Raw genomic sequence first — 20,641 nt, 5'->3', positions numbered from 1 at the left:
CATGAGTAATCCGCAGCCGATCTTCGATGCGCTCGACGCCCACACCGTCCCGGTCTTCGCTCTCTGCGGCCTGGCGATGCTGGGCAATTACATCTGGTTCTTCGCGGCCCTCAAAGTGGCGAAGGCGCACCGTACCTACCCGATCCCGGTATTCCTGACCTTCTTCTGGTTCGCGCACGACTCCTCTTTCGTGGCCCGCTACAACACCTGGTTCCGCACCTACCACCACTGGTTCCCCAAGTTGTTCTGGGTTCTGCTCATCTTCACCGTCGCGTTCGAGATCGCCTTCATCGTCCAGACGCTGAAGTACGCGAAGGACGAGCTGGCGCCGACTCTGTCGGTATGGCAGTACCGCCTCGGCCTACTGGGCGGGTGCGCGGCGATGATCGTGGCGTGGACCTGGTTGAAGCAGTCGATGGACGACCCGATCTATCTGGACATCTTCGCACTGACGGTCCTGAGCTACCCGGGGAGCGCCATCATCTCGGTGCTGCGCCACGGCAGCCGACGAGGCATGTCGCTCGGCATGTGTGGCGGATTCCTGATGATGACGGTCTGCTACTTCACCGCGTCGACCTTCTTCTTCGGACCGCACTTCCAGACACCGACGTACATCCTGGTCGGGCTCTCCTCACTCGTCATGGCACTGGTGATGACATGGCTCGTAATTCGCGCGCCCGAGTACGACCCCGCCGCCGCGCGCGACTACGCCACGGTCTGATACTCCAACTCGATTATCGGGAATCGCGGAGTGCGGGGACGCTGCTGCCCTCGAGCCTGTGCGGCTCGGGGGCAGCGGCGGGGGAGCGGTTCCCGCCGCCACTCAACGGAGACGCGGCGGGTCACAGCTAGGATTTCCGCGTGCTGCTTTCCGATCGCGATATTCGTGCCGAGCTGGCCAGTGGTCGGCTGGGGCTGGAGCCGTTCGAGGAGAGGCTCGTCCAGCCGTCGAGTATCGACGTGCGGCTGGACCGGATGTTCCGGGTGTTCAACAACACCCGCTACACCCACATCGATCCGGCGCAGCGGCAGGACGAGCTGACCAGCCTGGTCGAACCCACCGAGGGGGAACCGTTCGTTCTGCATCCGGGCGAATTCGTGCTGGGCTCGACGCTCGAGGTGTGTACGTTGCCGGACGATCTGGCCGGGCGGCTCGAGGGTAAATCGAGTCTGGGCCGATTGGGCCTGCTGACCCACTCCACGGCCGGATTCATCGATCCCGGATTCTCCGGCCACATCACCCTGGAACTGTCCAACGTCGCGAATCTCCCGATCACGCTGTGGCCGGGGATGAAGATCGGGCAGCTCTGCCTGCTGCGTCTGACCAGCCCGGCGGAGAACCCGTACGGAAGCAGTGCAGCCGGGTCGAAGTACCAAGGCCAGCGCGGTCCGACCCCGTCGCGCGCCTACCTGAACTTTCCCCTGCCCAAGCCCTGACCGAGCCGCAGTCCGGCCGTTGCCGCGCAGTACCCGGGCACGACCGGATTTACGCGGATCGCTTCTCGGATCTTCCCCGGCTGTGAGCGCAGGTGCGACGTGTCCTTCGCCTGACAAGCCTGGCTGCATACACAGACGCACCCCGTCCCCGGACCGCGCGAGGCGGCTCGGGGACGGGGCGCGTCCGAGGTCGGTGGCTCAGTGACCGGGCAGGACGTGCTCACCGGACTTGTCGGTGGACAGGGCCAGCGAGCTGATGTACTGGATTTCGCCCTCGGGGCCGGGGACCGCGGAGGCGATCATGTCGGGGCGTTCGAAGTCGACGCCGGTGACGTGGCAGGTGAGGGTTTCCCCGGACGGGTTGCCGTGCTCGTCGAACATCGGCAGATCGATACCGTCGTCGGTGCGGCGCAGGTAGTAGCGGCCCTTGGTGAGGACCGCGGTGAGCGGGGTCAGCACGAAGGCCAGCACCACCGCGACGATCGGCGAATACGGCTTCAGCGTTTCCCCGAACGCGCCGAAGAAGGTCAGGATGGACAGCACCGCCGCCGCGCCGAATCCGACGAGTCCGACCGGGTTGAAGTTGTACAGCATGCCGCGGCGGAATTCCGGCTGCTTCGGCGAGATCTTCAGTAGGTATTTGTTGATCGCGATATCCGTTGCGACGGTGACGATCCAGGCGATACCGCAGTTGGCGTAGAAGCCCAGGATATTGTTCAGGAAGTCGAACATGTTGGCTTCCATGAGAATCAGCGCGATCGCCAGATTCACACCGAGGAATACCAGCCGTCCGGGATAGGTCTTGGTGACGCGGGTGAAGGAGTTCGTCCAGGCCAGCGAACCCGAATACGCGTTGGTCACATTGATTTTGATCTGACTGATCACCACGAGTACCACGGCCAGCGTCATGGCCAGCCAGCTCGGCACCATATCGCGGTAGATCTCCAGGAACTGATGCACCGGCTGATTCGCGATATTCTGCGCGCCGGGAAGATTCGCGATCAGGTACACCGCGAGGAACAGGCCGACGACCTGCTTGACCGCGCCGAAGATCACCCAGCCCGGCCCGGCCAGCAGCATCCAGCCCCACCATTTGCGCTTGTTCTCCGGGGTTTTCGGCGGCATGAAGCGCAGATAATCGATCTGCTCGGCGATCTGCGCGATCAGCGACAGGCACACACCGGCGGCCAGCAGCGCGCCCGTGAGACTCACCCCGCCGCCGTCCTTTCCGCCGTAGGCGAAGAAGCTGTGCACCGAATCCGGGTGCCGCACAAGCAGGAACACGAAGGGCAGCACCATCAGCAGCAGCCACAGCGGCGTCGTCCACACCTGCAGTTTGGCCAGGGTGTTCATGCCGTAGACGACCAGCGGGAAGATCAGCAGTGTGGAGGCCAGATAACCCAGCCACAGCGGAATATGCAGTCCCAGTTGCAATCCCTGCGCCATGATCGAGCCCTCGGTGGCGAAGAAGATGAACGTGAACGACGCGAACACCAGATTCGTGATCACCGACCCGTAGTATCCGAATCCGCTGCCGCGGGTGATCAGATCCAGATCGATGTTGTAGCGCGCGGCATAGTAGGCCAGCGGAAATCCGGTCAGCATGATGACGACCGCGAAGATGCCGATGCCCAGCAGGGCGTTCCCGGTGCCGTTCGCGATGCCGACATTGGCTCCGATGGAGAAATCGGCCAGGTAGGCGATGCCGCCCAGGGCCGATACGCCGACGACGGCCGGACTCCATTTCCGATAGCTGCGCGGTGCGAACCGTAACGTGTAGTCTTCCAGTGTTTCCTTCGTCGCGGTGGCTTGCACCCGGCGATCCTCGACCTCGACCACGTGAACTCCCTCGATCCCGGCCTGCGTGAACAGGCACAGGGCAGAGCGTGATTCGCGAATGTAGAGCGGCGTTTGCCGGGCCGTTACGGATACGTTACGTCACAACCTTCGGCGGCGAATTCGGGAGAGTTCAGCAATTCTCCGTCACGGCCTTGACATATCCCACGGATTGATAGAGAAAGTTGTACGCCCACCGCCCGAACGAGATCGGCGGATGCGCGTCGACCATGAGAATCTCTCCGCCCCAGCACTTTCCGAGCACATAGCGGGCCCGCGAGACGTGCGGGGTGAACGTCACCACGATCACCCGCCGCCAATGTCCCGCCCGTGCCCGCTCGGCCAGGGCACGGCCCTCGCCGAGCGTGGTGCGCGGATCCGGGTCGAAGCAGTCCACCTCGACCCGGTATCCGCCGTGACAGATCCGATTCATCAGCGGGCTGTGCTCGTACGGGTCCGAGAACAGCACACGGGGTGCGTAACCCTCCCGCGCGAGCCGCAATCCGAGCTCCTCGCGTCCGTCGTGCGCACCCCCGAGCACCAGGATCGCATCGGCCCGCGCGGGCGAATCCACCTGCGGCCGAACGTATACCGGCCACAGCGCGGCCACCGTGCCCGCGAGCAGAACGATCACGACGAGGACGACCCACCTCGCTCTCGCTCCGACGCGGCGCTGTGACATCCGCCGATCGTAGCCAGCGCGGTTATCAGGCCCCGTAGATCAGGTAGTGCCGCACGACCTCCAGCAGCTCCTCGCCGTTCGGCACGCCCAGTCCGGTGCACGCGTCCCAGCCCGTACCGGCCCGATAGAGCCCGTTGGTGCCCCCGGCGATATCGCGGAAACCAGGTGCGACCTGTCCGGCGGCGACGCCCTGGTACAGCGCGGGCTGGAGCAGGCCGACGGGCGTTTCCAGCAGGTCGGCGATCCGGCAGAACAGACCCGCCCACAGTGGGGTCGCGGCACTGGTCCCGCCCAACGATATGTTGCCGCCGCGAAGCCGGACCAGATAGCCGGTGGCCGGGTCGGCGGCCGCCGCGACATCCGGGACGCCGCGCCCGGTCCGTCCGGCGCGCGGCGGCACCGCGACCTCGCTCTGCCAAGCGGGCAGGTCGAACACCCCACTCACCCCGCCGCCTCCGGCGCCGCGGTCGGCCCCGCCCCAGACGGACTCGCTGTCGACCGTTCCGGTGTGGCGATCGACGTACAGGGTTGTCCCGCCGACCGCCAGAACGTGCGGGCTCGACGCCGGAAACATCACGTGCGGACCGGGGAGGCCGTCGAATGATCGGCTGCCGTCGTCACCCGAGGACACGAAGACGCTCACCCCGAGCGCCGCCGCATCGGACAGTGCGGCGTCCACCGCCGCCAGCCCCTGCGCGGTCCAGTACTCCTCTGCACCACCCCAGCTGATGCTGATCACCGTGGGCGGCAGGTCGGCGTGCGCCGCTGTCGAGATCGCGTTCACGAAACCCTGATCGGAATTCGGTGCGAAGTAGACGATCACCTCCGCGCCCGGCGCGACCGCACCGATGACGTCGATATCCAGGGCGACCTCTATCGCCGCCTCATCGCCGGTGCCCGCGTTCTGTGCGCCGTCGACGCTCACCCAGGTGACCTTGGGCGCATCGATGCCGAGTTCGGCGAAGTACGCTGCGATATCCGCGTCGTCGTAACCGCCGCCGAATTCGAGGATCGCCGCGCGCTGGTTCGTGCCGCGCGCCTGCGGGAAGCGGTAGACCTCGGCGAGCTGGGTCGGGGTGTAGACCTCCACATCGGCCGCGTTCGCCTCGGAGGCGCGCAGATGAAGGCCGACCTGCGGCCGGTCGTCCAGGCCGAGTACGGCGACGACGACGCCCGCCAGTGCGGCGGGTGTGGACAGTTCACCGGTACGCATCCGATGTTGGATCCGCTCCCCGCCGATCGGATGCGGACTGTTCACCCGGACCAGTTCCGTGCCGAACAGCTGCCGCGTCACCGACGCCGGTGCGCTCGCGCGCACCCGCCGCGATCCGGCATGCTGCTCGAGGACCGTGGCCCCGGCCGTTTCGAGCGTGGCGACGACCAGTTCCAGATCGGCCGGGTCCGCGCCGTACCGGTCGGCGAGTTCCTGGGGCAGTACGGCCCGCGGGCCGGCGACCAACTCGGCGGGCAGTGCCGCGCGACGGCGCAACACCACCGTGAATTCGACGGTCGAGGCCGGATCGACCGGCCCGAGGGTTTCGGCTCCGGCGAGTGCGGCACGCGCACTTCCGGGCAGTGCGGCTACAGCGACATCGGACATCAACGGATTCTCCGTTCACACGAAATGCGAAGGAGCGCTGTCATTTCGGGTTCCCCCCCTCGCGACAAGACTCCAGCGTAGCGCAACCGGCGGCATGCGCGACCCGGATCGGGCGGTCCGGTTTCGGGCAGCTCGTTTCGGTGAAGTCGCGGTGCCAGGGTCCACCTCGCCTCCGCGACGGAGGGCGGTGAGCAGGCGGTTTCCACCTGTACATCTGATGTTGCCCGGGCACTTGCCTCGGCGACGCGGCACGGCCACGACGGGCGCTTACCAATGGAATATGCGTCTCACGGTTTTCGGGACTGGGTATCTGGGGGCCACGCATGCCGCGTGCATGGCCGAGCTCGGGCACGAGGTGGTCGGCGTCGACGTCGACCCGGGTAAGGTCGCCAAGCTCTCCGACGGGGTGACGCCCTTCTACGAGCCCGGACTCGAGGAGGTGCTGCGCCGCAACCTCGATGCCGGACGGCTGCGCTTCACCACCTCCTATCCGGAGGCGGCCGATCACGCCGACGTGCACTTCCTCGGCGTGGGCACCCCGCAGAAGAAGGGCGAATACGCCGCGGATCTGAAATACGTTCACGCCGTGGTCGATTCGCTCGCACCGCTGATCGAGCGGCCCTCGGTGATCATCGGCAAATCCACCGTCCCGGTGGGCACCGCGGCCGAACTCGGCGCCCGCGCCCGCGCCGCGGCGACGGCCGAGGTCGAGGTCGCGTGGAATCCCGAATTCCTGCGCGAGGGCTTCGCCGTGCAGGACACCCTGCGCCCGGACCGGCTGGTGCTCGGCGTGGACTCCGCGCGCGAACGCGCCGACTGGGTGGCCGAGCTGGTTCGCGAGGTCTACGCGGATCTGCTGGCCGCGGATGTGCCGTATCTCCAAACCGACTTGGCCACAGCGGAATTGGTGAAGGTATCCGCGAATGCCTTTCTGGCGACCAAGATCTCGTTCATCAACGCGGTCTCCGAAGTGTGCGAGGCGACCGGCGCGGACGTCACCGTCCTGGCCGACGCGCTGGGCTACGACGCCCGGATCGGACGCCGATTCCTCAACGCGGGCTTGGGATTCGGCGGCGGCTGCCTGCCCAAGGACATCCGGGCGTTCATGGCCCGCGCCGGTGAACTCGGCGCGGATCACGCGGTGGCTTTCCTGCGCGAGGTCGACAACATCAACATGCGCCGCCGGACCAAGGTGGTCGACATGGCCGCGAAGGCTTGCGGCGGTTCGCTGCTCGGTGCGAACGTGGCCGTCCTCGGCGCGGCATTCAAACCCGAATCCGATGATGTCCGTGATTCACCCGCGCTCAATGTCGCCGGAATGATTCAACTGCACGGCGCTGTCGTGAGCGTCTACGATCCCAAGGCTCTGGAGAATTCACGACGCGTATTTCCGACGCTGAATTACGCCACCTCCATAACGGATGCCTGCGATCGCGCGGATGTGGTTCTGGTACTGACCGAATGGGCGGAATTCACCGCGCTGCGTCCCGAGGATCTGAATCCGGTGGTTCGTTCGCGCTCGATCATCGACGGCCGCAACTGTCTCGAACGCGCCAGGTGGCGGGACGCCGGATGGGTGTACGCGGGGCTCGGCACGCCGTAGTCTGTCCGCAGGGCAAGGTACAGTGGCCAGTACCGCGCGACGCGAGCGACAACGGCTGGAGCTTGCGTAGTACCCAGCTTGCGTAGCTGCCCGCGCGCGCGTCGTTGGAGTGTGAGACGAGATGGGCGGCAGATGAGTTCGGTATTGGGAATATCGGTGGGGGCAAGCGCTATTCGCGTCGTGCGTCCCCAAACCGGTAATTCCGCCGAACATTTCGCGCCCGACGGTTTCGATGTACGCGTCACCGCGGTTGGCGAACAGTCCGTCGAGGATGCCGCCGTCGAGGCGATCGTCGGCGCACTCGGTCCCGAGATCACCGCGACCGCCATCGCCTATCGCAGCGAAGCGCATGCGCGCGCGGTGCGCGCGGCCCTCGCACGCCGCCAGCTCACCAATTACGAGCTGGTGCCCGAGGTTGCCGCGGCGGTCGAATTCCTGCAGGCCGGCGGCGAATTGTCGGGTGCGACCACGATCGCGCTCTACGATCTGGGCGGGGCGGGCCTGTCGGTCAGCGTCGTCGATATCGCCACCCGCCAGGTCCACTGCAGCGAACGCACCAGCGATGTCAGCGGCGACTATCTGGATTCGCTGATCCGCGAACAGCAGATCGCGTCGGGCCGCATCGCCCATCCGCCCGATCCCGAGGGGCTCGAGCTGCTCGATCGGCTGTGCCGCTCGGCCAAGGAACAGTTGACCGGCAGCACCGCGGTCGCCCTGCCGTCCGAATACGGGCTGGTCCTGTTGTCGCAGGAGAACTTCGACGCGCTGATCATGCTGGCCGTGGAATCCTCGGCCCGGCTGACGCGCGATGTGATCACGCGCTCCGAGCGGTCGGTGCAGGCCGTCGTCGCGATCGGCGGCTGCGCGCGGATTCCGCAGGTGGCAAAGGTGCTCGAACGCCTGCTCGGTGTTCCGGTGCTGGCTCCGGCGCATCCGGAGACGGTGATCGCCCGCGGTGCGGCGCTGCTGGCTCGCCCATCCCGGGCCGCCGCACAGGCGCGCGCGGCCTTCGAGGCGAAGACCGAGGTGCTGCCGGTGGTCCGGCCGGACCGCTCGGTGCTGGGCGGTCGCGGGCGGCGCAGGCGGCGGATGATGCTCGGCGGCCGTGGATCGCGGCCCGTGGGGCGGGAATTCGCGGCGGGCGGTACCGGTGCGCCCGAGGGGAAACGCGATCTGAGCGTCGCGGGGGTCGCGGTCGGCGCGCTGGTCGTCGTCGCGGCGCTGGGCCTGGCCCTGGGCTGGGGTCCGCAAGTGCTGCAGGGCGATTCGCAGAGTACGAAATCCACCCGTAGTGCGGTGCCGAGCACTGTCGAGCACACGGTCGCACCCACCACGACGGTCACACCCCCGCCCGCCGATTCCACCAATGCCTCGGTGGCCCCGGCCCCGCAATACCATCAGAGCCCCCAAGCCCCGGCTCCCACCCATGCGGGACCGAATACGATAATCGTCGTCCCCGGCCTGCCCGCCATCGTGGTCCCGACGCTGCCCCCGCTGCTCCCACCGGGGCCGCACCGCTGATCGCGGGTGGTCGTCCGGAATCGACGTTCACGCGGCGAGAGCGGGACGTCGCGTGATCATGGCGGAAGCAGACTTCTCGCCGGGCTGATCCGTGCCGAGACGCTCGAGCGGTGACTTCGTCGCGGCTCATCGCAATCGGAGTCGGCAGGGCCATCGGCGGACATGGGGGTCGGCTGCTGGCGGCCGGTCCCGGCAGCCCGATGTGTCCGCGACGATGGTGGCAGTCGGCGGCATGGAATACGTTGGCCGAAACACGGCGCCGGTCGAACCAGTTATTCGTCGTATTCGTTCGCCGACCGGTCTCTTCGGTAGTGGCGGCCCGCGGTGTCGGTGTTCTCGGGTAGGCCGGACAGGCGCGGTCGGGATTGCGGTGGATGGTCGGCGGGGGTATCGCTCGGATATTGTTCGCCGGACCACTGATTCGAGTAGGCGTCGCTCGCGTAGGGGTCGGCGGCGGGCCAGGGTTCTCGGTACGGCTCGCTGGAATACGGCTCGCTGGAATGGCGATTCGGCGCCGCGTCGGCGAACCAGTCGGTGGAGGAGTTCGCGCCGGTGTCGTAGGCGGCGTTCGGGCCGTAGCCGGTGTCGTAGTTCGGCCCGGTGGAGCGGCGGTTCACCCTACGGTGGCCGGCCGCGTCCGGGTCGGGTGCGGAATAGTCGGGTTCGTCCTGGTCGGGCCCCTGATTCGAGTACGGGTCGGCATGCCGCACGTACGGTTGCGAGCCGGTGTGCGGCGGTTCGGCGCTCAGGCGTTGCCGGGGCGTAGCGGGCTGCTCGCCCGAATACGCTTCGGCAGGTTGCTGATTCGCGGGCGGACCGCTCGCACGGCGGCGCGGATACGACTCCTCGGACGGGCTCGCGTAGTCGTCGGGAGTCTGCTGCGTCGCCGCGAGACCGCGACTCGCGGAATCGTTCTCGGGACGTCGGCGCGACCCGGCCCGGCCCTGGCGTGCGGGCCGGTACTCCTCCTGCGAGAGGCTGCGCAGATAGTCCTCGTCGTCCGGATCGGTTTCGGCCTCGGGACGTCGCTGCGCTTCGGCGGGACGCCGCCGCGGCCGAGTTCCCTCCGCGCGCCGCGACGGCCGTTCGCCCGCAACGGCTTTCGCGGCCCGAGTGCGCCGGGGCGGCGGCTCGGGTTCGGATCTCAGCGAGAGCGGCCGGGCCAGCAGCACGGCGATCACCGTGGTCAGCGGCACCGACAACGCCAGGCAGATGCCGCCGACGGCCGATCGCACGATCTCGATGGCCACCGAGTCGCCGGTGATCACATCGCCGAGCGAGCGGCCCGCTACCGAGAACATCATCAGCAGCGGCAGCGCCCCACCGGCGTAGGCCAGCACCAGCGTGTACACGGTACTGGCGATATGGTCCCGGCCCACCCGCATGGCGGCGGCGAAAACCTCACGGCGCGTGGCTTTCTCGTCGATCGCGGCGAGTTCGAAGACGGCCGAGGCCTGGGTGATGGTGACGTCGTTGAGCACACCGAGCGAGCCGATGATGAACCCGGCCAGCAGCAGTCCGGTGATGCTCACATGCTGCACGTAGGTGGCGACATTGGTGTTGTCCTCCTGGGACAACCCGGTCACATGGGTGAGTTTCAATGCCGCCCAGGACAATACGGTCGCCAGCAGCATGGCGCTCAATGTGCCCAGCAGCGCCGAGCTGGTGCGCAGATTCACCCCGTGCGCCAGATACAGCACCGCGTAGAGAATCAGCGCACCCGCCACCACCGCCACCGGCAGGGCGGGTTTGCCGTCCAGTAGCGCGGGCAGCATGAACATGACGAGCACCACGAAGGCGAAGACGAGCCCGATCACCGCGCGCAATCCGCGCCAGCGCGCCACCACGACGACTACGACGATGAAGATCAGCACCACCAGCGTCAGCGGGAAGCCGCGCGAGTAGTCCTCGAAGGAGTAGTTGGGCTGTCCGCTGGGGTCGTCCTGTCGCAGGATCCGGATGTGATCGCCCTGATGCAGGACGGGCTGCCCGGGTCCGGGTGCGATCTCGAGCAGCGTGTGATGACCCTTGGCCGGTCCGGACTCGATGGAGACCAGGCTGCGCGCGCAGTTGTAACTGTTGCCGGGCGGCGGTTGGGGGGTGTCCGCGAACACCTTGCCGTTCGACGGGCTGCCGCAGGGGCCCGTGTCCTGCATCGTCACCGTGCCGGCCTCGGTCTGCACCGCGCCGCCGCCGCCGTTCTGCATCGGCAGTGGGATATCGATGTGCTGATGACTCGGCCACAGCACCACCGCGCCGATCACCACGAGCACGCCGATGCCGGTCAGCAGCCCGACGACGACCTTGGCCGCGGTGGCCCCGATCGCGATCGGACCCGAGTGGTCGTGGTGGTGATGGTGGTGGTCGCTCACCGGGCGAGCGTAAAGGATGCGGTGGCGTCCGGCACCGGCAGTGCTTCGGGATTTTCACCTCAGGCGTGCCGAAAAGCCGGACGTGTCAACCGGATCCGGTGAAATGCGCGGAGGTGGGGAGGGGCGGCGGAGAGCAGGGGGATGTCTCCGCCGCCCGGGGTCTCAGCGGCCCAGGGGGGTAGGCGGCTGAACCCGGGGCCGAGCGGCCCAGGGGGGTAGGCGGCTCGGCCGGGGCACTTTTCGGTGCCGAAAACCACTGTACACAAACCGGCGATCTTTGCGCTAGTTCAGTCTTCAAAAACCAGACTTCTCGTACTTCCGGTCTGTTTTAAGGTGCGATCGGGCTATTGCCGATAGCTCGCCAGGAAGTTGCCGAATCGCTCGATCGCGACCGCCAGATCACGCGCCCACGGCAACGTCACGATCCGCAGATGGTCGTGCTGGGGCCAGTTGAACCCGGTGCCCTGCACCATCAGGATCTTCTCCTGCAACAGCAGGTCGAGCACGAGTTTCGCGTCGTCGTGGATCTCGTGCACCTCCGGATCCAGCCGTGGGAACGCGTACAGCGCACCCTTGGGCTGCACACAGGACACACCCGGAATGGTGTTGAGCTTCTCCACCGCGACATCGCGCTGCTCGAGCAGCCGCCCGCCCGGCAGGATCAGATCCTCGATGCTCTGATGCCCGCCCAGGGCGACCTGAATCGCATGCTGCGCGGGCACATTCGGGCACAGCCGGGTGGAGGCCAGCAGATCGATACCCTCCAGGAATCCGCCCGCGTGCTCCTTCGGCCCGGTGATCACCACCCAGCCCGAGCGGTACCCGGCCACCCGATACGCCTTGGACAGGCCGTTGAACGTCAGGCACAGCAGATCGGGCGCGAGGGTGGCCAGCGAGGTGTGCTTGGCGTCGTCGTAGAGGATCTTGTCGTAGATCTCGTCGGCCAGCAGCAGCAGCTGATGTTTGCGGGCCAGATCGACCACCTGCTGCAACACCTCGGCCGAATACACCGCACCGGTCGGATTGTTCGGGTTGATGATCAGCAGCGCCTTGGTCCGATCGGTGATCTTGGACTCGATGTCGGCGATATCGGGCTGCCAGCCGTTGGACTCGTCACACAGGTAGTGCACCGGCGTGCCGCCGGCCAGGCTGGTCATCGCCGTCCAGAGCGGATAGTCCGGCGCGGGGATCAGCACCTCGTCACCGTTGTCCAGCAGGGCCTGCATGGTCATGGTGATCAGCTCGGACACGCCGTTGCCCAGGTAGACGTCGTCGACGTCGAATTCGGGGAATCCGGCGACCAGCTCGTAGCGGGTCACGATCGCGCGCCGCGCGGACAGGATGCCCTTGGACTCGGAATAGCCTTGGGCGACCGGCAGCGCCGCGATCATGTCGCGCATGATCACATCGGGCGCGTCGAAACCGAACGGCGCGGGATTGCCGATGTTGAGCTTGAGGATGCGATGTCCCTCGGCCTCCAGCCGTGCCGCATGTGCGTGTACCGGGCCCCGGATCTCGTACAGGACGTTCTGGAGCTTGCGCGACTGCTCCAGCGTGCGCGGGCGCTGCGGTGACTGGCTGGTAGGACTCACCCGTCCCATGGTGCCACTGGATCTTCTGCCTCCGCTCCGGCGGGTTCGCGGCCCCCGGAGTCTCACCGCTCGGCCCCGTGTCGGGCACTCGTTCCTCGCACCCGCCACGCGTCCGAGCGGCGAGACGGGCCGCGAACCTTGGTGCTGACGTTGTTCGGGGTTGGCGGAACTGGGTGGATGAGTGGTGTTCTTCGCCGTTGTGGGTTCGCGTCCGAATGGTGAGACGGGCGACGAACTGTGGAGAAGGTCACAGTGTCGGATCGATGGGCAGCATCCCCCGGGCCGCACTCGCTCCGCAGAACTCCTCGATCCGTTCGTCCAGCGTGCGGGCCTCGACCGCGGCCCGGAAACGCGGTCCGGCGATCCGGTGCCGCAGCCCGGTCAGCCGCTCCTCGAGTTGCGCGATGCGCTTGTCCTCGGCCAGCTCGAGCACCGGAAGCACCGAATCCGCGGCCCCGTCGAGACTGCCGTTGATCAGGTGCGCCGCCGCGTTGTCCACCCGGGCCAGCGCCTCGGCGCCGTAGGACCGTTGCTCCTGCGGGCCGTTGGCGTACAGGTCGATGGCGCGATCGGTCGCGGTCAGGGCCGGTTCGGCCTGGCCGAGATGGATGTAGGTGGCCCCGGCGTAGTAGTGGCTCTTCGGCTCGTCGAATCCGAAGACGCCGCCCATCTCGTCGTGCAGTTCGTCGGTGCCGGTTTGCGAGCGGGCCAGGTCGACCGCGCGGATGCAGCGCTCGGTATCGCTGATCGAACCGAGCTTGGACCAGATGCGCGCCTCGATATTGAGCAGCCGCACCTTCGCGGTCACCGAATCCGCGTACTGCTGCCCGCTCTGCGCGAGTTGCACCGCGCGACGCGGACGTTCGGACCAGTATTCGATGAGCGCCTGCATACCGCGGGTCCAGGCGCGTAATCCGTTGTGCCCGCACAGTTCCGCATAGGCCCAGGCCGCGCGGGCCTGCTCGCCCGCGGCATCGTGATAGCCCAGATCGGTACTGGCGTTGGCGAGCAACCCGGACAGGGTCCCGGCCAGCAGGTACAGGTGGCCGGTGTCCGCGGGACTCTGATGTCCCTCCAGGAACCGGTAGACCCGCCGCCGCACCCGCAGCATCTCGACCATCATCGGGACCGGCGAAGCGTGCACGTAGTCGTTGGCGATGCGGGTGACATCGGCGTCGAACTGCTCCAGCGTCGTCGCGCCGATATTGGTGGACTCCGCGCGTCCGGCATGTTCGCTGGCTTCGTGGGCGGCCGCCATGATCAGATCCCTCTCCGAAATCGTTCCCAACGCATCACCTCTCATCGCACCGTTGTCGACGAGTGTCAGCAGTTCCGCGTCGCTCGAATACTGGGCGCGCGCCGAATCATCCGGCCGCGCATCGAATTCAGGTGTGGGCCGATCGATGAGGGGCTGATCGATCATGGCCGCGAACCGTGCCCGCACGACTTCGTCGGACCTGGCCAGGGAGGTGTCCAGCGCGGCCTGGTTGACGGGACGGGGGTGGACACGTGTGCCCCCGGCCTCCCATTTCGAGACCAGTCGTTCGTGTACACCCAAATGCGCAGCGAACTCCCGGATACTCATCCGCTTGGCATCGCGGAGGGCACGGGCTTCCCTGCCTGACCACTGCCGGACCACGATGTCACCCTTTCCACACGTACTTCGAACTCCAGAGTACGAGGGTCCAGTGATCACGGCCACAGCCGAAATCGAGCTGGTATCAGGGAAACAGCAGGTCGTGCGTCAATGGCAGTGGAAGGGCAGTGCAAGGCTGGTGAGGGGACGTTACCTCGCGGGGTAGGTACGCGGGAACCTTGGAGGGACCGAGGGAGTTCGCCGTGAACGTCGAGAAACTCAGGACGGCTGAGGATTGGGTCGCGTTGTACCGGTACGAGTTCGAACTGCCGGTGATCGAACGCGGCGGATACGTCATGTTGCCGATCACCAGTCGCATCGGCGTTCTGCATCTACCCCTCGTGCGCGCCGAACGGGTCAGCAACTCCCTCATCGATCAGGGCATGTCCGCTCCGGTCCTGGCTCGCCAGGCCCGCTGGAGTTTCGTTGTCGCCCCGGACGATCCGCTCGGCACCCCGGTGATGGACGTGCTCAACCGTCTCGATATCGGCATTCCGGCCATCGGCAGCGCGGTCATGCTGCCGACCGGCTTCGGCCGCTGGACCAGGGAGGGCTGCCACTGGGTGGTCCCGCCCACCGGCGACGACACCACACTCCCACCCCTGTCGGCCGTCATCACGACAGCATTGGCGGTGGGTGGCGGCGAGGACTGACCGCAGACCGGTCCTCACCGCCCCGCACCGGGTCCGCCCCCACTTTCCACCCGGCAGTCGACGGGGGCGGGCCCGGTTATGGGGTCCGCTCGGTCATCACGAAGGCCCGGTTCGAGGGCATGGACGTTGCGCCGGCGGAAGTAGCCGGGCCCGATCATGCAGGGCCATGGGACGACGAAGGGGCGTAGCCGATCTCGGCTACGCCCCTTCGATTGTCGGGAGCTGGTCAGCTCTTGCGGCCGGGGGCTTTCGCTCCGGACTTGAAGCCCAGGCCGCCCGGCTTGGCGGTCGGGGGCTTGGGTGCCCCGTTGCCGGACGAATCGGCCGGGGTTTCCCCGGGAGCGGCATCAGCGGACGAAACCGATTCGGCCGCAGTGGGTTCCGCGGCCGGAGCCGATTCGTCGGCCGGAGCGGCATCCGCGGCCGGTTTCGCCGACCCCGGAGCCTTCGGTCCGGGACGTTTGAATCCGGACTTCATCGCCAGGCCCTTGGCGGCGACCGTCGGCTTGGATTCCGCGGCGGTCGGTGTCGATTCGGTTGCGGCGGAGGCGGATTGCTCGGTAGCCGCGTCAGTGTCGGCATCCGGAGTGGATTCGCTCGCCGGGGCGGACTCGGCTGGTGCCGCTGTGCCCGGAGCCTTCGGTCCGGGACGTTTGAATCCGGACTTCATCGCCAGGCCCTTCGCGGCGACCGTTGGCTTGGACTCCGAGGCCGGTGCCGATTCGGTTGCGGCGGAGGCGGATTGGGCGGTAGCCGTATCCGGCTCGGCGGCCGGAGCGGATTCGCTTGCGCTGGAGTCGCTTCCGGCGGTCTTCGCGCCGGGAGCCTTGATACCGCCCTTCATGGCCAGGCCCTTGCCGCCGGGGGCCTTGGCGGCGCCCTTCATCGACAGGCCGCCGGGCTTGGCCTCGGGTGCGGCGGGGGCTTGCGCGGCCGACTCGGCGGACGCGGTCTCGGCCGGAGCGGGAGTCGCCTTGGCCCCGGGGGCTTTCGCCGCGCCCTTCATCGCGAGTCCCTTGCCGCCGGGCGCTTTCGCCGCGCCCTTCATGGACAGGCCCTTGGCGGGTGCGGGAGCCGCCGGGGTCTCGGCCGAATCCGCCGGAGCCGGTGCGGCCTTCGCGCCGGGGGCCTTGGCCGCGCCCTTCATGGACAGTCCGCCGCCGGGCGCCTTGCCGCCGCCCTTCATCGCGAGCCCCTTGGCCGCAGCGGGTTTCGCCTGCGAGGCGGCCGCGGGTTCGGCGGCCGGCGCGGCCTCGGCGACAGGTGCGGCGGGCTCCGGCTCGGGCTCGGGTGCGGCCTTCGGCTCCTGGATCACCCGCAGGTTCTCCGACAGCGTCGCCGGTTCGACCCGATCGATGGACTGCAACATCAGCTGCGCCACGTCGACCACCTCGACGCCCTGGCCGACCTCGCCCGAATCCTTGCGCGCGGTAACGCCATCGGTGAGCATCACGCGGCAGAACGGGCAGCCGGTGGCGATCATCGACGGGGAGTTGCCGCCGTCCAGCGTCGACAGGGCCTCGTCCACCCGGTCCAGGTTGATGCGCTTGCCGAGCTGTTCCTCCATCCACATGCGCGCGCCACCGGCGCCACAGCACATGGAACGTTCGCCGTGCCGGGGCATTTCGGTCACCGTCGCGCCCGAAGCGCCCATCAGCTCGCGCGGCGCGTTGTAGATCTTGTTGTGGCGGCCCAGGTAGCAGGGGTCGTGGTAGGTGACCTTCTCCGACACCGGCTTCACCTGCACCAGCTGCTTGCCGCGCACCAGGCGGTTGAGCAGCTGAGTGTGGTGCACGACCTCGTATTCGCCGCCCACCTGCGGGTATTCGTTGTTGAGCGCGTTGAAGCAGTGCGCACAGGTGACGACGATCTTGCGCTTGGACCGCTCGACGCCCTCGAACACCGAGTTGAACGTCTCGATGTTCTGCATCGCCAACTGCTGGAACAGGAATTCGTTACCCGCGCGCCGCGCCGAATCACCGGTGCAGGTCTCCTCCTGACCGAGCACCATGAACTTCACGCCCGCGGTGGCCAGCAGTTCGGCGACCGCCTTGGTGGTCTTCTTCGCGCGGTCCTCGTACGCACCGGCGCAGCCCACCCAGAACAGGTATTCGTAACCGTCGAAGCTGTCGGCATCCTTGCCGAAGACCGGAATGTCGAAGTCCATCTCGGAGATCCAGTTGAGCCGGTCCTTGGCGTTCTGGCCCCAGGGATTGCCCTTGTTCTCCAGATTCTTGAACAGGCCCGCCAGCTCGGAGGGGAACTCCGATTCGATCAGCACCTGGTAGCGGCGCATATCGATGATGTGGTCGACGTGCTCGATGTCCACCGGGCACTGCTCGACACACGCGCCACAGGTGGTGCAGCTCCACAGCACCTCGGGATCGATGATCCCCCGCACGTCCTCGCCGCCGACCAGCGGCCGCTCGGCCTCGGTCCGCGCGGCTTCCGAAATCCGCGCCAGCGCGGCCTCGTTCGGCTTGCCCTCGGCATCGACCAGGCCGATCTCGTCCCCGCCCATATCCTTGCGGCCGCCGGCCAGCAGATACGGCGCCTTGGCCTGCCCGTGGTCGCGCAGCGACATGATCAACAGCTTGGGCGACAACGGCTTACCGGTGTTCCACGCCGGGCACTGCGACTGGCACCGACCGCATTCGGTGCAGGTGGTGAAGTCCAGCCAGCCCTTCCAGGAGAAGTCCTCGACCTTGCCGACGCCCAGGGTGTCGTTGTCGGGGTCGATCTCCTCCATGTCCAGCAGGGCCTTGCCCGCCGAGGTCATCGGCTTGACCGCGCCCAGCGCGACGCCGCCGTCGTCCTCACGCTTGAAGTAGATGTTGAAGAACGCCGCGAACCGGTGCCAGGCCACACCCCAGTTGATGTTGCGGCCGACCAGCAGCAGGAAGGTGCTGCCGGACACCATCTTGACGAACGCGAACACCGCGACCAGCGCCACGCTGCTGGGCAGCAGCTTGGCCACCTGCATGGTGAAGAAGTCGGTCCAGGCGGTCGATTCGTGATAGGTGGCGATCTTGCCGGCCTTCACCAGGACCATGCCGAGGCCCTCGATGAACACGATCGCCTCGATCGCGTAGGCGGCGCCGAACGCCGAACCCGAGAAGCGGGACAGCCGCGCGGGAACGCGGGGGTGGTTGAGCTGGCGGATGACGATCAGCACCAGGATGCCGACCACGGTGGCGATGCCGAGCAGCTCGTCCATGAAGTGGTAGATGTGCCAGTTGCCGAAGACCGGCCAGTGGAACTCGGGGTCGAAGGTCTGCCCGTACGCCTCGAAGTACAGGATGAACCCGGCGAGGAAGCCGATCATCACCAGCCAGTGCGCCCAGCCGACGGTCCGGAACTTGACCATCCGGGTATGGGCAAGGAACTCGACGATCATCGTCTTCAGGCGGGGTAGGAACGGCCGCCAGCGGTCCGGTGCGGATTGTCCGAGCCGGATGGCGCGGACCATCTTGCCGACGCCGCCCAGGAATGACACCCAAGCCAACAGGCTGAACACCACTCCGATCGTGCCCAGCGTCACTGTCAGGGCATTCATGTCGCGACCTTCCTTCGGTTCGACGAGCATCGGCGGCAGGGCTGTTGCCGCCAGGGTTGTCTCGCATACTAACTGGCAGTAAGTTACCCGCCGGTAACTTACGTGTCTACCCTATGCTCGCAAGTTGATGCGCCCCAGCATGCCGGGGCTCGTGGGCCCTCGAGTGTGAGTCGGCTCACGTACTGTCCTGGGCGTTTGCGCTGATGCGAATGGCTATAACGGTAAATCCCGGCAATTCCGCTCGTCGGCTGGACACACTTACTCCAATTGGTGGGAAATGGATGTCGCTTCCGGGGGGCCATTCGATTAGGCTCAGCGGGTCCTGCTTGCTGTGTAAATCTCCACTCTGCTCGGGGAGGGTTCCTGTAGGCCGCGCCCATCGGCTGTGCCGATGTGGCAGCGACTCGAGGGATGCGTGAGCTCTCGCGGAGGGAGAGGCACGGCAGACCCTTGATGATGATTGGAAACAACCGAATGAAGTTCCGCACCGCTACCGCGGGCGCCGCACTGGTCATCGGTGCGATGACCGCCGCTGTGGGTACCGCGAATGCCGCTCCCGCCCCGAAGCCGGCCAAGGATGTGATCGACTATTCGGTCAAGCTGGTCGACAAGGCGGTAGTGGCCACCCTGCAGGGAGGAACCTTCCAGGTCGTCCAGAAGCCCGGCCTCACCCCGCAGGCGAAGCCGCAACAAATTATCAATGTGAAAGACAAGGCCGGAAAAATCGCCATGGAAATGCCGGTGGATTACCGCATCTCCGGCGTGCAGATTCCGGTCGTGCCCGTCGTGAAGGAGAATGGCCGGGTACTTCAGCTGACGCCGCAGAAGCCCGCCGCGGCGAAAATCACGAAAGAGACCGTCGTCGCGCAGCCGATCGTCTCGCCCAAGGCCGAGTCGGTCGCCTCGGCGCAGCCCGAGCCGCAGCCCAAGGCCCAGGCCAAGCCGCAGGCCAAGGACATCGCCTCGCCGCAGGAGGACAACGCCGCGATGACCGACTTCGCGACGAAGTTCGGCCTGGCCACCGGTATCGGCAGCTTCGTCGGCATGGCCATCGGCGCGGTCGTCGGCTGCATCTTCGGTCTGCCGCTGTTCGGTGTGGGCTGCCTCGCCGGAATTCCGGTCGGCGCGACCCTCGGCGGCGTCATCGGCACCATCGCCGCCGGTGGCCCGACCCTGGTCGCGGCGGGTATGGATCTGATCAACACGATGCAGAAGCCGGCCGGTAAGACCAAGTGGGCGCAGGCGGTGGGCGTCACACCGACCCCGAAGGCGCAATCCGCGCAGAAGTAATCGCCGGCTCCACCGGCCCGGCCCGTTCTCCGATCCGGAGAGCGGGCCGGTCGCATATTTCCGGCCGCCCGGGGATGCCGGGCCGGATGCGGCCGGTTCGGCTAAGATCACGCCCGAAACTGATGAGGATTGGAAGACCGAATGACGTTCCGCAGAAGTGCTGCTGCGGCGGCCATGGTCATCGGCTCGATGACCGTCGCGCTGGGTACCGCGCACGCCGATCCTGCACCCGCCCGGCCGCAGATCGACTATTCGACCACGAAGGTCGGGAAGACGGTCGTCACCAAGCTGAAGAACGGGACGTTCCAGCTGGTCGACAAGCCCGGCGATGCACCCGGCCGGACTCGGCGGGTCGTGAACGTCAAGGATTCGACCGGAGCCGTCGCGCTCGAACTGCCGCTGGACTTCCGCGTGTCCGGGGTGCGGATCCCGGTCACCCCGGTGCTGCGCGCGGACGGCCGCGAACTGGATCTGACCCCGGTCCGCCCCGCCGGAGTGGATCTGAGCAAGCCGGTGGCGCCCCGGCTGATCGGCGCGACGGTCGCCGGGAAGCCGCTGCGGGCCCAGTCCGTCGCCTCGACGGTCGAGAATCAGCGTGCCTTCAACGATTTCGCGACCAAGGCCGGGTTGGCGGTGGCGGTCGGCGGTCTGATCGGCGCGGTGATCGGTGGAGTGGTCGGGTGCGTGGTCACCATCCTGATCCTCTGCATCCCGGGCCTGATCCTGGGCGGTATCGGCGGTGGTGTGCTGGGCACGATCGTGGCGGGCGGCCCGCAGCTGAATCAGTCGTTCATCGAACTGCAGAACACGTTCAAGGCGAAGGACGGCACCACCGAATGGGCGAATCCGGCTGCGGGCTAGGC

The 20,641-nt window shown here is 67.1% G+C and carries 13 protein-coding genes and 1 pseudogene; 7 read left to right on the top strand and 7 right to left on the bottom strand.

The features are described from left to right. Position 1 precedes the first annotated feature (1 nt). Together NM2_RS20995 and dcd are read left to right on the top strand one after the other, a co-directional pair. The gene (locus tag NM2_RS20995; protein ID WP_067671366.1) at positions 2 to 721 is read left to right on the top strand and encodes a hypothetical protein; all 720 of its coding nucleotides are present in this window, start codon (positions 2 to 4) and stop codon (positions 719 to 721) included. A gap of 140 nt (positions 722 to 861) precedes the next feature. Then, the gene (gene dcd, locus NM2_RS20990; RefSeq protein ID WP_040828835.1) at positions 862 to 1,437 is read left to right on the top strand and encodes a dCTP deaminase; all 576 of its coding nucleotides are present in this window, start codon (positions 862 to 864) and stop codon (positions 1,435 to 1,437) included. 198 nt (positions 1,438 to 1,635) lie between these two features. Here dcd and NM2_RS20985 read toward each other — a convergent pair whose 3' ends face one another. The 3 genes from NM2_RS20985 to NM2_RS20975 form a co-directional block, all read right to left on the bottom strand. Beyond that, positions 1,636 to 3,276, bottom strand: coding sequence for a purine-cytosine permease family protein (locus NM2_RS20985; protein ID WP_067671363.1), 1,641 nt, complete (start codon positions 3,274 to 3,276; stop codon positions 1,636 to 1,638). Positions 3,277 to 3,406: 130 nt separating this feature from the next. Beyond that, positions 3,407 to 3,955 carry a YdcF family protein gene (locus NM2_RS20980; protein ID WP_067671360.1) on the bottom strand — a complete coding sequence of 183 codons (549 nt, stop codon included), beginning with the start codon at positions 3,953 to 3,955 and terminating at the stop codon, positions 3,407 to 3,409. Between the two features lie 25 nt (positions 3,956 to 3,980). Further along, on the bottom strand, positions 3,981 to 5,555 hold the full coding sequence (locus NM2_RS20975; protein WP_067671357.1) for a S53 family peptidase: 1,575 nt from the start codon (positions 5,553 to 5,555) through the stop codon (positions 3,981 to 3,983). A gap of 280 nt (positions 5,556 to 5,835) precedes the next feature. Here NM2_RS20975 and NM2_RS20970 point away from each other — a divergent pair, with 280 nt between their 5' ends. Continuing rightward, positions 5,836 to 7,158 carry a UDP-glucose dehydrogenase family protein gene (locus NM2_RS20970; protein ID WP_067671354.1) on the top strand — a complete coding sequence of 441 codons (1,323 nt, stop codon included), beginning with the start codon at positions 5,836 to 5,838 and terminating at the stop codon, positions 7,156 to 7,158. A gap of 132 nt (positions 7,159 to 7,290) precedes the next feature. Next, positions 7,291 to 8,679 (top strand): DUF7159 family protein, encoded by a 1,389-nt coding sequence (locus tag NM2_RS20965; protein WP_067671351.1) that lies wholly within the window; start codon positions 7,291 to 7,293, stop codon positions 8,677 to 8,679. A gap of 1,115 nt (positions 8,680 to 9,794) precedes the next feature. Here the strand turns inward: NM2_RS20965 and NM2_RS51725 are convergent. The 3 genes and pseudogenes from NM2_RS51725 to NM2_RS20950 form a co-directional block, all read right to left on the bottom strand. Then, positions 9,795 to 11,051: pseudogene (locus NM2_RS51725) on the bottom strand (YibE/F family protein); the annotation flags it as partial. A gap of 344 nt (positions 11,052 to 11,395) precedes the next feature. Beyond that, positions 11,396 to 12,652 (bottom strand): pyridoxal phosphate-dependent aminotransferase, encoded by a 1,257-nt coding sequence (locus tag NM2_RS20955; RefSeq protein ID WP_067671348.1) that lies wholly within the window; start codon positions 12,650 to 12,652, stop codon positions 11,396 to 11,398. 238 nt (positions 12,653 to 12,890) lie between these two features. Then, positions 12,891 to 14,228, bottom strand: coding sequence for a helix-turn-helix domain-containing protein (locus NM2_RS20950; RefSeq protein ID WP_084531366.1), 1,338 nt, complete (start codon positions 14,226 to 14,228; stop codon positions 12,891 to 12,893). 254 nt (positions 14,229 to 14,482) lie between these two features. Here NM2_RS20950 and NM2_RS20945 point away from each other — a divergent pair, with 254 nt between their 5' ends. After that, positions 14,483 to 14,932, top strand: coding sequence for a hypothetical protein (locus NM2_RS20945; protein WP_067671342.1), 450 nt, complete (start codon positions 14,483 to 14,485; stop codon positions 14,930 to 14,932). A 226-nt stretch (positions 14,933 to 15,158) separates the two neighbouring features. Here the strand turns inward: NM2_RS20945 and NM2_RS20940 are convergent, their stop codons facing one another. Continuing rightward, positions 15,159 to 18,488: a (Fe-S)-binding protein gene (locus tag NM2_RS20940; RefSeq protein ID WP_067671602.1), complete on the bottom strand. Its 3,330-nt coding sequence runs from the start codon at positions 18,486 to 18,488 to the stop codon at positions 15,159 to 15,161. Positions 18,489 to 18,962: 474 nt separating this feature from the next. Between NM2_RS20940 and NM2_RS20935 the strand changes: the two genes are divergently transcribed. Together NM2_RS20935 and NM2_RS20930 are read left to right on the top strand one after the other, a co-directional pair. Next, positions 18,963 to 19,778: a DUF8020 domain-containing protein gene (locus NM2_RS20935; RefSeq protein WP_067671339.1), complete on the top strand. Its 816-nt coding sequence runs from the start codon at positions 18,963 to 18,965 to the stop codon at positions 19,776 to 19,778. A gap of 141 nt (positions 19,779 to 19,919) precedes the next feature. Then, on the top strand, positions 19,920 to 20,639 hold the full coding sequence (locus NM2_RS20930; RefSeq protein WP_067671336.1) for a DUF8020 domain-containing protein: 720 nt from the start codon (positions 19,920 to 19,922) through the stop codon (positions 20,637 to 20,639). Positions 20,640 to 20,641 lie beyond the last annotated feature (2 nt).

The organism is Nocardia miyunensis NBRC 108239 (assembly GCF_001613065.1).
Lineage (GTDB): Bacteria > Actinomycetota > Actinomycetes > Mycobacteriales > Mycobacteriaceae > Nocardia > Nocardia miyunensis.
The sequence above is the reverse complement of the archived record's forward strand: the minus strand, read 5'-3'. Positions and strand labels throughout refer to the sequence as shown.